17 protein-coding genes are annotated in these 17,801 nt (G+C 39.8%); all 17 read right to left on the minus strand.

Going from position 1 to position 17,801, the window contains the following annotated elements; genetic code table 11:
• Positions 1-215: 215 nt before the first annotated feature.
• Positions 216-944, minus strand: a complete 729-nt coding sequence (locus N3A72_09235) for a succinate dehydrogenase iron-sulfur subunit (GenBank protein MCX7919767.1) — start codon at positions 942-944, stop codon at positions 216-218.
• A gap of 91 nt (positions 945-1,035) precedes the next feature.
• Complete coding sequence (locus N3A72_09240; protein ID MCX7919768.1) at positions 1,036-2,736, minus strand: FAD-binding protein; 1,701 nt, start codon at positions 2,734-2,736, stop codon at positions 1,036-1,038.
• A 77-nt stretch (positions 2,737-2,813) separates the two neighbouring features.
• Entirely contained in the window at positions 2,814-3,227 is a 414-nt protein-coding gene (sdhC, locus tag N3A72_09245; protein MCX7919769.1) for a succinate dehydrogenase, cytochrome b556 subunit, read from the minus strand.
• Between the two features lie 33 nt (positions 3,228-3,260).
• Entirely contained in the window at positions 3,261-3,605 is a 345-nt protein-coding gene (sdhD, locus tag N3A72_09250; protein ID MCX7919770.1) for a succinate dehydrogenase, hydrophobic membrane anchor protein, read from the minus strand.
• An 18-nt stretch (positions 3,606-3,623) separates the two neighbouring features.
• Positions 3,624-5,042: a dihydropyrimidinase gene (gene hydA / locus N3A72_09255; GenBank protein MCX7919771.1), complete on the minus strand. Its 1,419-nt coding sequence runs from the start codon at positions 5,040-5,042 to the stop codon at positions 3,624-3,626.
• Between the two features lie 4 nt (positions 5,043-5,046).
• On the minus strand, positions 5,047-5,607 hold the full coding sequence (locus N3A72_09260; protein ID MCX7919772.1) for a Fe-S-containing hydro-lyase: 561 nt from the start codon (positions 5,605-5,607) through the stop codon (positions 5,047-5,049).
• 316 nt (positions 5,608-5,923) lie between these two features.
• Positions 5,924-7,891: a DUF2207 domain-containing protein gene (locus N3A72_09265; GenBank protein ID MCX7919773.1), complete on the minus strand. Its 1,968-nt coding sequence runs from the start codon at positions 7,889-7,891 to the stop codon at positions 5,924-5,926.
• Between the two features lie 46 nt (positions 7,892-7,937).
• Positions 7,938-8,501 carry a LemA family protein gene (locus N3A72_09270; GenBank protein ID MCX7919774.1) on the minus strand — a complete coding sequence of 188 codons (564 nt, stop codon included), beginning with the start codon at positions 8,499-8,501 and terminating at the stop codon, positions 7,938-7,940.
• Positions 8,502-8,710: 209 nt separating this feature from the next.
• On the minus strand, positions 8,711-9,553 hold the full coding sequence (locus tag N3A72_09275; protein ID MCX7919775.1) for a fumarate hydratase: 843 nt from the start codon (positions 9,551-9,553) through the stop codon (positions 8,711-8,713).
• Between the two features lie 102 nt (positions 9,554-9,655).
• Positions 9,656-10,900 carry a homocitrate synthase gene (gene nifV, locus N3A72_09280; GenBank protein ID MCX7919776.1) on the minus strand — a complete coding sequence of 415 codons (1,245 nt, stop codon included), beginning with the start codon at positions 10,898-10,900 and terminating at the stop codon, positions 9,656-9,658.
• Positions 10,901-10,978: 78 nt separating this feature from the next.
• Positions 10,979-11,638: an MBL fold metallo-hydrolase gene (locus N3A72_09285; protein MCX7919777.1), complete on the minus strand. Its 660-nt coding sequence runs from the start codon at positions 11,636-11,638 to the stop codon at positions 10,979-10,981.
• Between the two features lie 100 nt (positions 11,639-11,738).
• Positions 11,739-12,668, minus strand: a complete 930-nt coding sequence (gene mdh / locus N3A72_09290; GenBank protein MCX7919778.1) for a malate dehydrogenase — start codon at positions 12,666-12,668, stop codon at positions 11,739-11,741.
• Between the two features lie 43 nt (positions 12,669-12,711).
• A complete protein-coding gene (gene sucD / locus N3A72_09295; GenBank protein MCX7919779.1) occupies positions 12,712-13,578 on the minus strand; it encodes a succinate--CoA ligase subunit alpha in 867 nt (288 codons plus the stop codon).
• Positions 13,575-14,705: an ADP-forming succinate--CoA ligase subunit beta gene (gene sucC / locus N3A72_09300; protein MCX7919780.1), complete on the minus strand. Its 1,131-nt coding sequence runs from the start codon at positions 14,703-14,705 to the stop codon at positions 13,575-13,577. Before sucC ends, sucD begins: the two co-directional genes overlap by 4 nt.
• Positions 14,706-14,779: 74 nt before the next feature.
• The gene (locus tag N3A72_09305) at positions 14,780-15,361 is read right to left on the minus strand and encodes a 2-oxoacid:acceptor oxidoreductase family protein (protein MCX7919781.1); all 582 of its coding nucleotides are present in this window, start codon (positions 15,359-15,361) and stop codon (positions 14,780-14,782) included.
• Positions 15,362-15,406: 45 nt separating this feature from the next.
• Positions 15,407-16,222, minus strand: coding sequence for a 2-oxoacid:ferredoxin oxidoreductase subunit beta (locus tag N3A72_09310; GenBank protein ID MCX7919782.1), 816 nt, complete (start codon positions 16,220-16,222; stop codon positions 15,407-15,409).
• Positions 16,223-16,229: 7 nt separating this feature from the next.
• On the minus strand, positions 16,230-17,420 hold the full coding sequence (locus tag N3A72_09315) for a 2-oxoacid:acceptor oxidoreductase subunit alpha (protein ID MCX7919783.1): 1,191 nt from the start codon (positions 17,418-17,420) through the stop codon (positions 16,230-16,232).
• Positions 17,421-17,801: the final 381 nt, after the last annotated feature.

Genomic DNA, 17,801 nt, shown 5'->3' on the forward strand with positions numbered 1-17,801 from the left:
TATCTCTTAATTAGGCTTTTGTCAGTTTAGAAAGAATTGTTTCCTGATACGTAATATTTATAATGTAACGATTTGATTTATCGAACCCGATTCAATTGAACCGTTGATCAAATATGATGGTGGTTTTGAGCGAACCGAGTTTTAGAGTAGGTAGTGATTGCAGCGTGTATCTCTTGAAGCGCAATGATATTAATCTGCGGTTTGGTTTAAACAGTTTAAGTCATGGTTATTCCGGTTTTTTTAGCGATCAAGTGCCGTTTTAGATTCGCAATACTTCCGGTAGGGTCACAATCTTTCGGACAAACTTTCTGACAGTTGAATATAGTATGACATCGCCATACGCCATGTTCACCATCAACTAACCGTAATCGTTCAGAGACCGCATTATCGCGTGAGTCAATCAAAAATCGATTTGCTTTCAAGAATGCGGCGGGTCCGATATAGTTTGGATCGGTTAACGTTACCGTGCAAGAAGAATAACAGGACCCGCAAAGGATGCAATCGATTATTCCCATCAATTTCTCTTGGTCTTGCGGTGTTTGCGGTCGTTCTTGGACTGGTGCAGGTGTCCCGGGCATTAGATACGGTTTAATGAGATGGAGTTTTTGCCAGAACGGTTCCATATCAACAATTAAATCTTTTAATACACGGAGATGGGCTAGGGGACGAATCGTAACCGTTTGTGCTTTTAATGCGGCAATTTGCGTTTCACAGGCGAGCCGATATTGCCCATTGATATGCATGGCACAAGAACCACATACCGCTGCTCGACAAGAGGAACGAAATGCTAATGAACCATCACGATACTCACGAATAAAATACAATCCTTCTAGAACTGTCATGCCGGGTTTTGTATTCACTTCAAAGGAATCAAAATGCGGAGTTTTATCTTTCGTTGGGTCATATCGAAATATTTTGAAAGTAATCATAACTAAAATGAACATTGAATACACAGATATATAAATCCAAATTACACAAATTTATTTTTATTTGACTCGATGTAATCGGATTTAGAAATCTGTGTCTTCTGTAATATTAATATTTCCTTTCTACAAGCTCGAATATGCCTAACGTCACCGGTCGGTAACTTAGTTTTGGTCCTTCAAGGGTATATTCAGCAATCGTATGTTTCAACCAGTTCGTATCATCTCGTTTCGGAAAATCGCGACGAAAATGCGACCCGCGACTTTCGGTTCTAGCAAGCGCGCCAGCTACTATAGCTTCAGCGACTGCTAGGTTTCCCTCCAACTCTAGATGCCAGACTAAGTCAAAATTGAACCGTAACCCGAACTCAGCAATTTGCGCTTTTTTAAATCGTTCCTTCAGTTCTTTTATTTTTTGCTCTGCATCTTTCATTTCAGCTTCCGTTCGGAAAATTCCAACTTTCTCAACCATAGTAAATGCAAGTTCGTCTTTAATTGCAGCGGTTCTTTCAGTTCCATTGACCTGGAAGAAATCATTGAGTTTTTTTTCTTGCTCTTTTGCTTTCAGGAGCAGGATATCTTTTCCTTTACGATTCGCTTTTTTATTTGTAACATAGTTAACCGCAGCGTTACCGGCGCGCGCTCCGAAAACAATAGTTTCGAGTAGAGAATTACCACCTAACCGATTCGCGCCGTGAACGCTAACACATGCACACTCACCTGCTGCAAAGAATCCAGCAACTCGAGTTTCACCGTCAGCATTACAATCAATTCCGCCCATCGTATAATGTTGACCAGGTTGAACCGGAATAGGTTTTTTAATCGGGTCAACACCGGCAAAATGAACCGCGATATCCCATATCCCAGGTAACCGTTCCATAATTTTTTCCTGACCAAGATGCCGCAAATCGAGATGGACATAAGCTTTTTCGAACCCGCGTCCTTCATCAATTTCTGTTTGGATAGCTCGAGCAACGATATCGCGTGGCGCTAATTCCATTGCATCGCGCGCATATTTTTCCATGAATCGTTCACCGCGATTGTTTAATAGATAACCACCTTCACCGCGTGCACCTTCAGTAATCAAAATATTTGTCCCGTATAATGTTGTTGGGTGATATTGGACAAATTCCATATCTTTTAGCGGGATTCCTGCCCAATAGGGTATCGCCATACCTAACCCCGTACTAATATACGCATTGGTTGTGTTCCGGTATACTCTCCCAGCACCTCCGGTTCCAAAAATTATCGCTTCCGCCATCATTGGTTCGATTTTGCCCGAGCGTAAATCTAGGGTTATAATTCCTTGACAAGTATTATCTTCTACTACTAAGGCGATTACCATATATTCTTCATAAACCGGAATTTCGTGACGAATAGTTTGTTCATATAATGTGTGTAATAAAACGTGTCCGGTTTTATCCGCACAATAACAGGTTCGAGGAAATCCCGCGCCACCAAATGGTCGTTGCGCAATTTTCCCATCAACAGTTCGAGAAAATGGACAACCCCAATGTTCCATTTCATAGATTCGTGGTATAGCTTCTTCAGTCATAATCATTACTGCATCCTGATCAGCTAAAAAATCGCTGCCTTTAATCGTATCATAAGCATGGAGTTGGGGGGTATCATATCGTCCTTTTGGATGATTACCCAACGCAGCATTGATTCCACCTTGTGCCGCTAGGGAATGTGAACGAACTGGATGAACTTTAGACACTATTGCGACATCCATATTATGTTCACTAACCGCAATAGCTGCGCGGAGACCAGCTAATCCGCCGCCAACAACAATAACTTTATGGTAAATCACGGGATTCGTCCCTCCTTCTTTATGAATGGAGCCTGATACATCAAGAAAACCTTTCACCAAGTTAAAAAGCGAAAAAGCTATTTGACAAAAATATATCCACCTGCATATAAAACAAATTTTGGGAAATACGTAACGATGCTAAACACAAAAATGACAAAACAACCGATAGATACCAGCCATAACATTTGCTGCTGTTTGCGACTTAACGGGAAGAAATCAACCAAAATAATCCGTAATCCGTTAAGAAGATGAAATGCTACACCTAGAATCATCGCTAGTTCTAGCACCCAAACAATAGGATTGTTCAGAGCGTTTATCAGTTTCGTAAATGCATTTCCGCCATAGATAGCTGCAGTACTAATGATAAGGATATGCGGGAAAATATAAAGCGCTAATAATACACCGGTAATCCGTTGAATCCAGAATGACCCCATTCCCATATTAGGATTGAGAAAACTATCTTTTATTAACTCCTTAATTAATCGAATCATATCTAGTTCTCCATTTTCGAGTTCAAAAGTGATTTATTTTGTATATGCCATTAATGCCCAGAACCCGAAGATAAATGTTGCTATACCAAAAAGAGTAACGAACCATCCGAGATAATTTTTTACTTTTTCATTTGGTGCAAAATCGAGTAATACTGCCCAGAGTCCATTTAATCCGTGATATAAGACTAGACCAAGTAAGGTTAAATCAAATATCTGCCAAGCATGTGTTTGTAATCGAGTTGTCACACGTTCAAAAGTTATCGGTTCATGCGATTCGAAATGTAATGTGATAAAATGCACAACCATTCCGACCACTAGCAACAAGCCAGTAATTCGTTGTAAGAACCAAGACCAGAGCCCGCGTTTGATGATGAGCATTATTTCACCTCCTAAAATTTAATAATGCGTTGATGAAATCAGCTTGCAGAACGGTGAACTGATAAACCGAGCGATAAACTTCCCATAGCCCGGCTGACCAATAAAGGTTCCGTTCTGTGCGACTATTTTCCCTCGACACAGGGTCAATATTGGTAAACCAATTATCCGATACCCCTGATAGGGAGACCAATCGCAAGCAGTAGATAATGTATTAGGGGAAATAATTTTTTCTTGTTTAGGGTCGAAAATGACCAGGTCTGCATCAGCTCCAACTTGAATAGTTCCTTTTCTTGGATATAACCCGAATAATTTTGCAGGATTAGTGCTAACAAGCTGAATCAGTTGGGTTAAGGTAATGCGTTTTTTTCTGACTCCTTCTGAATAGAGCAAAGGTATTATCGTCTCGACCCCTGGTATGCCATAGGGGATTTTCCGAAAATCGTTACTCCCTCGCGATTTCTGTTTTCGTGTAAAGGAACAGGTATCAGTTGCAACAATATCAATGGTTCCGTCAGCGAGATGCTGCCAGAGTTTTGCGATATCCTGTTTGGTTCGTACCGGCGGACATGTGGCGTATAGGTATCCGGTTTTCTTTTTGAAAACCGCATCGGTTAGTAATAAATATTGCGGGCATGATTCCGCAAAAACTGTTATTCCCTTGGCTTTAGCAGAATGTATCGCAGTTACTCCTTCACCGGTTGACGTATGCACGATATAAAGAGCACCACCGGTTGCTTCCGCCCAGGTTATGACCCGATGTATCGCTTCTACTTCGACAAAATTCGGCCGTGATAGTGATAATGCATAAGTGCCAAATTTTTTTCTAAATTCGCGTTGGCCATATCGTTGCGTGAGCAGATTGATAATCGCCTCATTTTCCGCGTGAACCATAATTAATGCATTAAGGCGCCTTGCTTCTTCTAACGCGGAAAATAACACCGCATCATCTGCATTCCATCCACGGTCTCCATATACCATAAAGAATTTAAAACTCGGAATCCCTAATTCAACCAGTTTTGATAATTCTTTTTTCGATTGTTCATTCCAATCGGTTATAGCGCAATGTAACGAATAATCAATGCAAACCTGATTGTCCGCTTCTTGTTTTCTTTTTTTGATAGTTTGAGATAACGATTCCCCTCTTTGTTGGGTAGCAAAATCAATAATTGTGGTTATCCCACCGCAAGCAGCTGCCATCGTTCCGGTGGTAAATGTCTCTGAAGTAGATAGTCCTTTTTTGATAGTTAATTGAAAATGAGTGTGAACATCAATTCCGCCGGGAAAGACATACTTACCTGTTGCATCAATCACTGGAATGTTCTTTGGTATAGCGAGTTTAGGAGTTAATACAGCAATTTTTTCTCCTTTAATCCCGATATGAGCTTGGTAAACCTTATCTTCAGAAACGATTCGCCCTCCGTATATGATTGTATCCATACGTTTATTTCAATTGCGAATATTCCTTAATTCCTTCAAGATATAAATCATTTCCATAACAGTCGTTAATAACAATCGCCGGAAAATCTGCTACTTCTAGCCGGTAGATAGCTTCCGGTCCTAATTCGGGATAAGCAACAAGTTCAGCTTTTTTTATCGTTTTCGCTAATAATGCGCCTGCGCCACCGGTTGCCGCAAAGTAGACTCCTTTATATTGTTTAATTGCCTCTTTAACTTCTGTGGTTCGCATTCCTTTTCCAATCATTCCTTTTAATCCATAGGCAAGAAGAGCAGGAGCATAAATATCCATTCTACCAGACGTGGTTGGTCCCGCAGAACCGATAACCTTACCAGGTCGAGCAGGGGTTGGTCCCACGTAATAGATAATTTGCCCGAGTAAATCTATCGGTAGTTTCTGTCCAGATTTCAGCAGTTCGAACATCCGTTTATGCGCCGCGTCACGACCAGTAAAAACAATTCCGCTGATTAGAACTCGGTCACCGCTTTTCAATCCGGCTACTTGTTCATCGGTTAAAGGTGGCGTAATTCGAACTATTCTTGACATAAAATAAATATATTTCCTTCTGATCTTCTGATTTTCTGGTCAGGTTTTACACCTATTATAGTTGAACCTAATCCAGCGAAAACTTCGGTTGCGCTACCGTTTAGGATTTGTGTGCTTTAGGGTATAGTCATTATCCTATAATAAATATTATAAAGGTTATAATATTTTTTGTCTATATACCGTGGGAGCTTAATTGATCAAAACCGCAATATTGAAGTGATGTATTAATCAAGTGATTTGGGTTTAACGAATTGAAACCTAATCTAAACTCAGTTCCATCACAAAAACATTTCCAGCCAACAAACGCAATACTTCTTTACCAGCCGCCACCGCCACCGCCGCCGCCACCACCACCCGATGAACCACCGCCACCGGAACCGGAACTCGAACCTGGTGCATGCGACGATGAAGCAACTGCGTTTGAGAACCCGTTACTCATTGATGAGACGAATCCAGTAGTACCGATGGCGGTGAATGGAATCGAACCGGAATACCACCTCGGCGAATATTCTTTTCCATCCACGGTTGATTTCGTCAGCACATTAGCAAATTGTTCCGCCCATGCTTGCTCAACATCAAGAGCTAGCGCATACGGGAGATATTGTTCAAATACTTCTGGCGTTTTCCCAACTGGATTAAAAACGTTCAACCGCTCTTTTTCAGCTATGGTTAAGAACATTTTGAAACCTTCGATTTTATCTAATACTTGCCGACCTGCACGTGTCGGCGCTTTTAAAAGATGATAAAACAGATAATTCAATCCGGCTAAGATGATTAGATAGAGAACGAACCAGCCGGACGTTGCCATAGAAAACATATAAATACCGGCGATTTCCCCCCCAATAAACGGAAGTGAAAAAAAGGTGAAAAATATTGCTGAAATTAGCGAAGTTACTCGATGCATACTTCCGAACAAAACATTTTTCCAACTGGTAACAACCATTACCACCAAGAAGATTACACCAACCGTCCAGCCCGAGAGCCAAACCGTCATGAATAATAAGAGAAAAATTGATTCACCACCTTTAGCTAGCGCTGTTGGGATGGCAGTAAGCAAAGCAATGAGTATTGAAATACTTAACCCGACAATGAAATACTTGAAATTCGTTAAAAAATACAGTTTTTCATAATTTAATTGGAGATGATTTTTCAATGTTTGCAATAGTTCATTAATTGTAGTGTGTCGGGTAGCAGTAAACGTGAACTCATCGGATACTTTAAATAGCCGCATAACAATTTTCTGTTCTTCTGGAGTCAATTCGATATTCGCATTGTTCCGTTTCCGTAAGGTATATACACCGTTTTTTTCTTCAATCGATAGATATCCTTTAACCGCTAAATTCAAAATAGTTGCGGTAAATGCTTTCGTATCAAAACCCATTTTGGTGATATATCGGACTGCCGCAGGTGACAATCCTTTTGGTGGATAATATTGCGGGATAATCGTTCCTTTAACCGGGTCTTTTCCGAATAAGCCCCAAATAATGAGATAGTAAATTACGATTAAAATGAGACCAACAAACGCAAAGAGAATCCCAAAATTATCCTTGATAAAATATTTAAATTTTAATTGAGCGCTCGGTGCTTCAATCAGTCCTTTTTTCCAGCAGACTACAATCGTTAACCCCTCATTAGCGCATAACTGACGCGTGGTTCTGAATGTTGGATTGCCAGCAGGATCGGTTGATACCGTACAATCTTTCCCTTTTTCACCCTGAAATCCGGTATATGCATCTGTTTCAAGAATATGTGTACGAACCTTTGCCGGAAGAATAACGGTTGCGGTAACGGTATCAATCATAAATTTCCACCCGGTGCCGGTAACATTCCAATAAAGTTCGTCGTGGTCTGAGAAAAATCCGAGCTGTCGGTTAGTTTGATAGGTTATGGTATACGTATAAATTCCCGGAGTTAAAAAAACATCTTCCTTGCCGATATAGATGCGGATCCCATTGCTTATTGACTCAGTGTGGTACGGTTCCGGAAAACCGTTTTTTCTGATATCAAGAAGGTTAAATTCGACAACATAGCGATTGTTGAATCTATCACGGTATTTCGTTGGAAAATCGCGATATATCCCACGTTTAATTTCCTGACCTAGACAGCGAACAGTGATATTTTCGGTTACGGTCATTGTGCGGTCTTGATGCACTTCAATTCGGCTAGCATAATTCAGGATTTTTTCGAATTCATCAGATTGTGCTTGCGATAACAAGGATAAGGTGAGATATCCGAAAAAAATGAGACCTACTAGATAAGAAAATCTTTTTATATGATTAATCACGATACAAAACTTTTGCCATTGTAAAGTGGCATTTAGATTGTAGGATTTATAATGAAAATTTTACCGATGGTGTTTCTCGTTGCGTAGCGGTTTCGATTTCAAAAAATTCCGCACGCTTATATCCGAACAGTTTTCCGACAAGATTGCTCGGAAACGATTCGAGAAGAATATTATACTCGCGTACTGTTCCGTTATAATATCGCCGGGATAACTGGATTTCATCTTCGATAGCAGATAAATTTTTCTGGAGGTCGAGAAAATGCTGATTCGCTTTCAAGTCTGGATACAATTCTGCGACTGCAAATAAACTCCGAATTTGGCTCGTTAACGCATTTTCCAATTGTTCTTTCGACTTTACACCTTGCGCAAGAATACATTGGCTCCGGATATTCGCAATATCATCAAACAACCTCCGTTCGTATTGGCTATATCCTTTCACCGATTCAACCAGATTCGGAATTAAATCGTACCGACGTTTTAGTTGCACGTCTATCCCACTCCACGCTTCCGCAATGAGATTTTTCCGACGAATAAACCGATTGTATATGGTCACCAGCCAAACAATAATTAATCCTAAAATCAAAATGGAAATAACCGTTAAAAATTGCATAGCTAGTGTTTAATTAGTAAGCTAGGAAGAAACGGAATTGATATGATTAACTCCGTTTCCTACTGGTACAAAACCAAAAATTATTTAGAAGGAAAGAAAGTGTGTAATATTGATAATAAAGCAATTGAATAATAAAAATAAAGTATTTACTTAAATATGATGATTATTTTTCCTTTTCCATAAGTTGTTTTTTATAGATAATTTTATCTTTACAATATTATTTCTTGATGCCGGGCAGCGTGGCATTGGATATTTATTGCAACCGGCAAACTGGCGATATGGCAAGGGTGAATTTCAACGTTGACCGCTAACGCGGTAATTCTCCCACCTAACCCTTCTGGTCCGACTCCGGTCTGATTAACTAGGGTTAGTAGTTCGGATTCTAATTTGGCGATGTCCGGTTCAGGATTATGCTGCCCAATTTCGCGCAGTAACGCTTTTTTTGCAAGGATAGCTGACATTTCGAAGTTTCCACCGATTCCGACTCCAACAATAATTGGTGGACAAGGATTCGAGCCTGCGGCTCGAACAGTTTCAACCACAAAATTTTTTACTCCGTCAATACCGTCAGATGGTTTAAGCATTTTTAATGCGCTCATATTTTCCGATCCACCACCTTTAGGAACGACAATAATTTTTAGCTTATCTCCGGGAACGATAAATGTATGGATAATTGCCGGAGTATTATCGCCAGTATTGTTCCGCTGGAATGGATGTTCAACGATAGATTTACGCAAATACCCTTCTTGATATCCTTTTCGAACACCGGCATTAATTGCATCATTCAGGTTTCCGCCGGTAATATGCACTTCTTGTCCGAGTTCGATGAAAATAACGGTTAATCCCGTATCTTGACAGATAGGATATTGCTCGGCTTCAGCGATGCGCGCATTCTCGATTAATTGCTCAAAAACTTCTTTCCCTAAAAGAGATTCTTCTTGTTCTCGACCACGCTGCAATGCGGTCAGGATATCCTGTGGAAGCAAATAGTTTGATTTAATACACAGTTCAGCTACAGCATTAATAATCTCGGTGGATGATATTTCTCGCATATTTGAATTTGATACTTCAACGATAAACTACCGATTGTTGGGATTAGATAATATCTTTACCGTTTTAAAATCGATATTTTTATCGTGGTAGTTTTAATTTAATTACTCTCTCGGAACACCGACAACCGAATAGTATATAAGCATTAATTCTTTATCAAACAGATCCCGTTTTTCTTGCACCGCTTTTTTCCGTACTAACTCAATAATTTTTCCAGCGAGTTTATCATCAAGAGTGATTCCGAATTCTTTAAACTTTGCTTTAATAGCGCTGGTTCCAGAATGTTTCCCAATCGAAATTTGTCGAACTGCACCGATTTCAGCCGGAGAAAACACTTCATACGTCGTTGGTTCTTTCAGAACACCATCAATCGTTGTCGCTACTTCATAAAGAAAAATATTTTTTCCAATAATCGGTTTACTAGCCCAGATTTCTCGACCGGAAGCTTTCGCTACATATTCACATAATTCGCGGAGCATGGTTAACTGAAAACCGGTATCAATGTTTAGAATATATTTTAACGCCATTACCACTTCTTCTAACGGCGCGTTTCCGGCGCGTTCACCTAATCCATTTACCGTTACCCCAACGTAATTGGCGCCAGCACGAACCCCGGATAACGCATTCGCAGTTGCCATGCCGAAGTCGTTATGCGTATGCATTTCTATCGGTAAGCCGACAACATCAGTGAGAATTTTTATTCGTCGATAGGTTTCATATGGGTCAAGCATACCTACAGTATCACAGAACCGAAATCGGTCGGCACCAGCATCTCGTGCAACTTTAACGCATTCAATAAGATATTCTAATTCAGTTCGCGATGCATCTTCAGCATTTGCAGAAACATAAAGCTGATGGCTTTTTGCAAAATCGACGGCTCGAGCGAAATTATCCAAAACCCAGGTACGGTTTTTCCGCAATTTATGTTCGATATGGATATCAGACGTCGGAACTGAAATTGCTACCGCATCTACCCCGCAGGATATTGATGCTTCGATATCAGAAATCACCACGCGGTTCCAGGTCATAATGCTCGATTTCAATCCTAGGCTGACTATCTTCTTAATTGTTTCCTGTTCGTCGCCGCCCATCGCTGGCACGCCGACTTCAATTTGATACACCCCTGCTTTATCAAGCAGCTGTGCGATATGGATTTTCTCTTCCGGCTGGAAAACAATTCCCGCGGTTTGTTCGCCATCGCGTAACGTTGTATCAACTATTCTTACTTTTGAATCAATAGTAGTTTTTTTGCGCGGTCGTTCAATTCGAGTCGCAGCTTCTTCATCAAGATTCCAGCTATCTTTTGTTGTTTCGACCGGTGTTTCATTCCATTCTTCGCGGTTAACCATATATTCCACCTCCAAAATTTACTGGGTTATACCATTAGTCTTAAATCAAAATCGTATGATTTCGGACGAAAACTGCTTTTATAATGCGTGTTGTAAGACAACTATTTCCGGTAGCGCAGGTAAGGTTTTAGATGTGATTTCAATTTCAGACGATTTTTCTCTTCGGATGTTTTGCTTGCCTTTTAAGAAATCAGCGACTGGTGCGATCGGGAATGCGCATTTTTCAGTTTTGTAATGCATCGGAATAATGAGTTTTGGTTGTAATCGGTCAGCGACTTGAGTTGCTTCAGTTGCATTGATGGTGAAATAACCTCCTACTGGAAGTAATAATACATCGATCGAACCGATTAATACCGCATCTGCTGGACTAAGAATATGTCCTAAATCGCCACAATGGCATACTTTAACATTATCTACTGTGATAACGAAAATAATATTACTCCCGCGCTCACGTCCTTTTGCATTATCATGGTAGGATGCAATCCCCTTAATATTAATCCCTTTAACAGTTAGTGTTCCCGCGGATTTAACAATAGTCGGTTTTCCAATCAATGCTTGAGTATACCCGTGGTCGGGATGAGTGTCATGACTAATTGTAACAATATCAACTGGCTCAGTAAATGCGCCATAGGTTAACGCACCATTGTATCCGCCAGGTTCATATGGGTCAGTTAATATTGTAGTTTTATCTTCTGCAGTTATCAGAAAAGAACTATGTCCAAGCCATTTAAGTTTCATAAGAAATACTGAACGAATATGATTTCCGGGAAGACGGTTACTTCTATAAGTTATATGCGTCATACCCAAAATATCATATTTTAGATTCAGTCCTCCTTAATTAAAATTTTTCCATAACTTTAACTAGTTCTTCAACTGCAGCAGCTGATTTCTTTAATGCAATTTCTTCTTCAGTAGTTAGTTTTAATTGAATAATTTCTTCAATTCCGTTTGCACCGAGTTTAACCGGCACGCCAACAAATAATCCGTTAATTCCATATTCTCCTTCCAGATACGCTGCGCAGGGTAGAATCCGTTTTTTATCCAAAATAATCGCTTCAACCATTTGGACTGTTGCGGTTGCTGGGGCGTAATATGCACTCCCGGTTTTTAAGAGTTTAACGATTTCAGCGCCTCCGTTACGGGTACGCTGAATGATCGCATCTAATCGTTCTTTTGGTAGAATTTCGGTTAACGGAACTCCGGCAACAGTTGAATATCGAGCTAGCGGAACCATTGTATCACCATGTCCACCAAGAACAAGCGCATAAACATCTTCCATGGAAACATTTAATTCCAAAGCGATGAACGCGCGGAATCGAGCGGTATCAAGAATGCCAGCCATTCCTATAACCCGATTTTTAGAAAAGCCACTCACCCGATACGCTAATTGCGCCATTGCATCTAATGGATTCGCTACCATAATAATAATCGCGTTCGGTGAAAATTTAACCACCTGTTCCGTGACCGGTTTTACGATATTATAGTTCGCTTGTAGTAAATCATCACGAGACATTCCCGGTTTACGAGGTACACCAGAAGTAATAATAACGATATCTGAATCTTTCGTATCCGCATAAGAATTGGTTCCGATAACCTTGGTATCATACCCATCAATCGCTCCCGTTTGTGTTATATCCAATCCTTTACCTTGGGGCATACCTTCAATGATATCGACGAGGATAATATCTGTGATATCTTTTTCTGCTAGTTTCATTGCAGTGGTTGCTCCAACATTTCCAGCACCAATAATACTAACTTTTTTTCGCATGATTTAAACCTCCTTTCTTCGAGCAAATTGGACGGTATGAAATTTATTTTAATATTTGTTTAATTAATTCTGGAATCTCTTGCGTTGTTTCTGCTACTGGTACATTTGCTTGCGTGAACGCTTGGATTTTAGCTTGAGCAGTTCCCTTCCTACCGGAGATTATCGCTCCGGCATGGCCCATGCGTTTTCCAGGCGGTGCTGTTCTTCCTGAAATAAATGCTACGACTGGTTTCGACATCGTCTTGATATATTCAGCAGCGATTTCTTCGTCAGTTCCACCTATTTCGCCTATCACAACGACCGCTTCCGTTTCCGGGTCAGATTCGAATAATGGCAGAATATCGATGAAACGTAATCCGAGAATAGGATCGCCACCAATGCCGATACACGTAGTCTGCCCAAACCCACTTTTCGTTAAATCATTTACAATTTCATAAGTTAACGTTCCACTACGAGATACTACACCAATATTGCCTTTCTTAGCAATAGATCCGGGAATAATTCCGATTTTACTTTCTTCCGGAGAAATTATTCCGGGACAGTTAGGTCCTATCATTTTCGAATTAGAATTTTTTAATGCCGATACTACCTCTATCATATCTTGAACCGGAATCCCTTCCGTAATACATACGATCAGTTCTACCCCAGCATCACATGCTTCTAAAATCGCGTCAGTTGCAAATCGGCTCGGAACAAATATTGCAGAAGCATTCGCGTCAGTTGCTTTAACCGCTTCCTGTACAGTATCATATATTGGAATATTAAGAACAAAATTTCCACCCTTACCTGGAGTTACACCAGCGACAACTTTCGTTCCATACGCTATCATTTGCTGGGTATGAAACAACCCTTCGTGTCCGGTCATACCCTGAACAATAACTTTCGTATTTTTATTTGCTAATATGCTCATTTGGTTAACTCCACTATACATTTAGCAGCTTCCTGCATAGTTTTCGCAGGAATGAGATTGGTGTTACGGAGAATTTCTAACCCTTCTTTCTCATTAGTTCCAGTCAATCGGACGACGATGGGAACCGTGATGTTCATAATCTTAGTTGCTTCAATAATTCCTTTAGCGACCTCATCACATCGAGTGATTCCACCGAAAACATTAAACAAAATCCCTTTAACTTTTTTGTCCATCAAAATAATTTCGAGTGAGTTCTTAACCAATTCAGCTTTAGCTCCACCGCCAATATCTAGGAAATTAGCAGGATTTCCGCCAGCACGTTTAACTTCATCTAGTGTTGCCATAACCAACCCGGCACCATTTCCTAAAATGCCAATATCTCCATCAAGCCGAACATATTGAATATTCCGACGATGTGCTTCAGCTTCAATCGGATCTTCTTCACTCTCTTCTTTATAAACATTGAATTCTGGATGACGATAAAGCGCATTATCATCAATTATAATTTTTGCATCCGCAGCAATTGCGGTACCTTGTTTGGTGATAACTAATGGATTTATTTCGGCTAACAACGCATCACATTGTATGTAGAGTTTAAATAATTTCTGTAAAAATTGGGTTATGGCTGAGATATCCGACATGCCGAGTTGCGCTGATTTGCAAAGATTGCGAATTTGATAATCGCGAATCCCAAGTAGAGGTGAAATATAGAGTTTCGCAATTTTTTCCGGATTCTTTTCTGCTACCTCTTCAATATCAATACCACCAGCTGAACTGAACATAATAATATTCTTTTGCATTTCTCGATCAATAGTGATACCGAGATAATATTCTTTCGCAATATCAAGCGCAGATTCAACTAAAACTTTTTCAACGGTTAATCCTTTGAGGTTCATTCCTAAAATAGTTGATGCCGCTGATTGTACATCTGACATATCTCGAGCTACCTTGATTCCACCGGCTTTGCCTCTTCCCCCGACATGCACTTGTGCCTTAACCACCACTGGCAATCCAATCTTTTTCGCGATATCTAAAACCGCAGTGACAGAATTGGCAACCTCACCCTGTGGAATCGGAATCTCGTAGTTTTTAAATAACTGTTTTGCCTGATATTCATGAATTTTCATAGAGAATAATTGCTCCGATTCTTAAATCTAACGTAAGAATTTGAATTAAAAAATGCGTTATCGAAACGCTCAATTTAACCATTGCAGTTCAACACTGCTATGCCAGCCTCAAATCCAGCATGTAACGCAGCTATATTTAATTTTTCGGTTCCTTTTGGAACTCGACCTAAAACTGCTTGCTCAATAGCTTTTCGTGAAACTATGTTGGTTATCGCTACGATAACACCTAACGATACAATATTTGCAGTAAAAATTTTCCCAGTTTTCTCCTTAGCAATTTTACTTATAGGAATAAGAAATATTTGCTCATTAATAGGAATGCTGCCGACAAAAGTTGAATCAATTATTGCAATACCATTCGGTTTTATATCCGATAAATATTTTTCTACTGCCAACTTGGTTAATCCAAGAAAAATATCAGGCTGGATGACTTTAGGATAATCAATTTCTTGAGTGCTAATGACTACTTCTGCTTTACTAGCCCCCCCACGTGCTTCCGGACCATACGATTGAGTTTGCACAGCTTGTTTTCCTTCGAATATTCCGGCCGCCTCTGCAAGAATAATTCCTGCGGTAACGAGTCCTTGCCCACCGGAGCCCGATAAACGAATTTCAATTCGTTCTTGTTGAGAAATAGTATCAGTCACAAATTTCATTTCTATTCCAACTTTTAACTAATTTTGCTTATTCAAATCAAATCGTTATGATTTGGCTTGAGCTTTCTCAATGATGCTTTGATATACTTCACAATATTCCGGTAACGATTTATTAACAAATTCGCCAATGATAAATTTTCCATTAAGTTGTTCCGGAGGTAACGAATTTGCTTCCTTGGCCGTTATAGCATGCGCTTTTTGCCATTGGAGCATCTCAACAGGACCGCCGATTTTATTTTTTCGACCGAAATAGGTCGGACAACCGGTAATAATATCAATGAAAGAAAACCCCTTATTCTGCAATCCGTTTTGTATATACTTCGGTAACTGCCGGGCATGAAATGTTGTACCGCGGGCGACGTAAGTTGCACCGGCTGCTTCAGCTAATTTACATAAATCAAACGGCCGTTCAGAATTTCCGTAAGGAGCGGTACTACCCCAAAATCCAGTCGGTGTCGTCGGAGAATATTGACCTGAAGTCATACCGTAGGTAGAATTGTTAAATACCACAACGGTTAACCCAATATTACGTCGTGCCGCATGAATTAGATGGTTGCCTCCAATTGCAGCACAATCTCCGTCTCCCGTGATAACAATAACTGTCATTTTCGGATTAGCTAATTTTACTCCCGTAGCAAATGCAATAGCTCGACCATGTGCCGTGTGAAGCGTATTAAAATCGACATATCCAGCAGAGCGAGAAGAACAGCCTATTCCGGATACTACCGTAACCAGATTTTTATCGAGCTTAAGATTATCTATAGCAATTAATACCGCTTGTAACGCTATCCCGTTGCCACACCCGCTACACCAAATATGAGGAAAATATTGCTGCCGAAGATATTGTTTTATATGAGACATAACCTGTTCATAGCTTTTGGCAATCAGCATCTGTTCGCTGACTACTCAATAGTGATTGCTGGGAAATAATGTTTTTTATTCGATCTAAAATTTTTTTTGGCGTAAATAATTCTCCGTTTGCTTGAGAATATTTAATAACATCACATTTTCCGTGAACTGCTCGTTCTACTTCAAAAACTATTTGTCCAAGATTCATTTCGGGAACTAAAATCCAGTCGACCTGATTTGCAATTTCTAAAATTATTTCCTCTGGAAATGGCCAAAGAGTAACCAATTGCATTAAGCCAACAGGAATCCCTTGGCTGCGCGCATCTTTTACTGCGCGTAACGCTGACCGCGTTGTAGATCCGAACGTAACCAAAGCATATTGAGCATCGTTTAATGCATAAGTGTTAATCAATGTGATTTCGGGTTTTGCTTTTTCTAATTTTCGATGTAATCTGGTTAATAATGCCATAGTTTTATCTGGATTGGTGGTCGGAAATCCGGATTCGGTATGCATCAATCCGGTTACATTGAATCTATAGCCGGAACCGAAATGTGCCATAGGCGGAATATCAGTTGTTGGGTCAGCTTGAAACGGTAAATATGATTCTAATCCTAATGGAGCTAACGGGCGATTGATAATTTCTAATTCCGATATATCCGGTATTTCTAATATTTCACGAGTATGGGCGACTACTTCGTCTGAAAGGATAATAACCGGAACCCGATATTTTTCTGAAAAATTTATCGCTTGAATAGTAAGAAAGAACATTTCTTTTACTGATGCAGGTGATACAACAATTATCGGATGGTCTCCGTGAGTACCCCATCGAGCTTGCATAACATCAGCTTGTGCTGGTAGTGTAGGAAGTCCAGTTGATGGGCCGCCACGTTGCACATTAACGATAATACATGGGATTTCGCATAAACTTGCATATCCGATATGTTCTTGTTTTAACGAAAAACCAGGACCACTGGTTGCCGTCATCGATTTCAAGCCAGCGAGTGAAGCTCCAATAACCGCTGCCATTGATGCAATTTCATCTTCCATCTGAATAAATATACCACCAACTTGCGGTAACCGCAAAGCGAGATATTCCGCAATCTCAGTAGATGGTGTTATAGGATATCCTGCATAAAACCGAACCCCTGCCATTACAGCGGCTTCACCACACTCTTCATTTCCCGATAAAAATTTTTTTTCTTTTGCCATTGTTTATTGCTTTGACATTATTCTCTATTATTCTCTATTGTTAATCAGAATTCTTATTCCGATAAAATGATATTTCCAACTTATAGATGTAGGCGAATGGAATTTATATAATATGACAATAATATAACATATAAGTGTATATACGGTCGAATTGATATAATAAAAAGAAATTTATAGCATAGTTGCGTGTTAGGATACAATATTTTTTGGAAGTATCCTGGTAAATGTTAGTTGTATAATATAATAATAGATATGGAGATAATAATTTTCTATTGGAAAGGTAATAAAGGGGTAATCCTTTTGACGTATTAAACTTATTGAATATTGAAATATTATGTATAAGCTTAACGTGATGATCATTATTGGGACTAGACCGGAAGC

The organism is bacterium, assembly GCA_026416715.1.
Taxonomy (GTDB): Bacteria; UBP4; UBA4092; order JAOAEQ01; family JAOAEQ01; genus JAOAEQ01.

What these genes read in the sequence shown, in the direction of transcription:
- N3A72_09235 (MCX7919767.1), bottom strand. Translation starts at nt 944, where the DNA reads ATGTTCATTTTAGTTATGATTACTTTCAAAATATTTCGATATGACCCA.
- sdhC (MCX7919769.1), bottom strand. Translation starts at nt 3,227, where the DNA reads ATGATTCGATTAATTAAGGAGTTAATAAAAGATAGTTTTCTCAATCCT.
- sdhD (MCX7919770.1), bottom strand. Translation starts at nt 3,605, where the DNA reads ATGCTCATCATCAAACGCGGGCTCTGGTCTTGGTTCTTACAACGAATT.
- hydA (MCX7919771.1), bottom strand. Translation starts at nt 5,042, where the DNA reads ATGGATACAATCATATACGGAGGGCGAATCGTTTCTGAAGATAAGGTT.
- N3A72_09260 (MCX7919772.1), bottom strand. Translation starts at nt 5,607, where the DNA reads ATGTCAAGAATAGTTCGAATTACGCCACCTTTAACCGATGAACAAGTA.
- N3A72_09270 (MCX7919774.1), bottom strand. Translation starts at nt 8,501, where the DNA reads ATGCAATTTTTAACGGTTATTTCCATTTTGATTTTAGGATTAATTATT.
- N3A72_09275 (MCX7919775.1), bottom strand. Translation starts at nt 9,553, where the DNA reads ATGCGAGAAATATCATCCACCGAGATTATTAATGCTGTAGCTGAACTG.
- nifV (MCX7919776.1), bottom strand. Translation starts at nt 10,900, where the DNA reads ATGGTTAACCGCGAAGAATGGAATGAAACACCGGTCGAAACAACAAAA.
- N3A72_09285 (MCX7919777.1), bottom strand. Translation starts at nt 11,638, where the DNA reads ATGAAACTTAAATGGCTTGGACATAGTTCTTTTCTGATAACTGCAGAA.
- mdh (MCX7919778.1), bottom strand. Translation starts at nt 12,668, where the DNA reads ATGCGAAAAAAAGTTAGTATTATTGGTGCTGGAAATGTTGGAGCAACC.
- sucD (MCX7919779.1), bottom strand. Translation starts at nt 13,578, where the DNA reads ATGAGCATATTAGCAAATAAAAATACGAAAGTTATTGTTCAGGGTATG.
- sucC (MCX7919780.1), bottom strand. Translation starts at nt 14,705, where the DNA reads ATGAAAATTCATGAATATCAGGCAAAACAGTTATTTAAAAACTACGAG.
- N3A72_09305 (MCX7919781.1), bottom strand. Translation starts at nt 15,361, where the DNA reads ATGAAATTTGTGACTGATACTATTTCTCAACAAGAACGAATTGAAATT.
- N3A72_09310 (MCX7919782.1), bottom strand. Translation starts at nt 16,222, where the DNA reads ATGTCTCATATAAAACAATATCTTCGGCAGCAATATTTTCCTCATATT.
- N3A72_09315 (MCX7919783.1), bottom strand. Translation starts at nt 17,420, where the DNA reads ATGGCAAAAGAAAAAAAATTTTTATCGGGAAATGAAGAGTGTGGTGAA.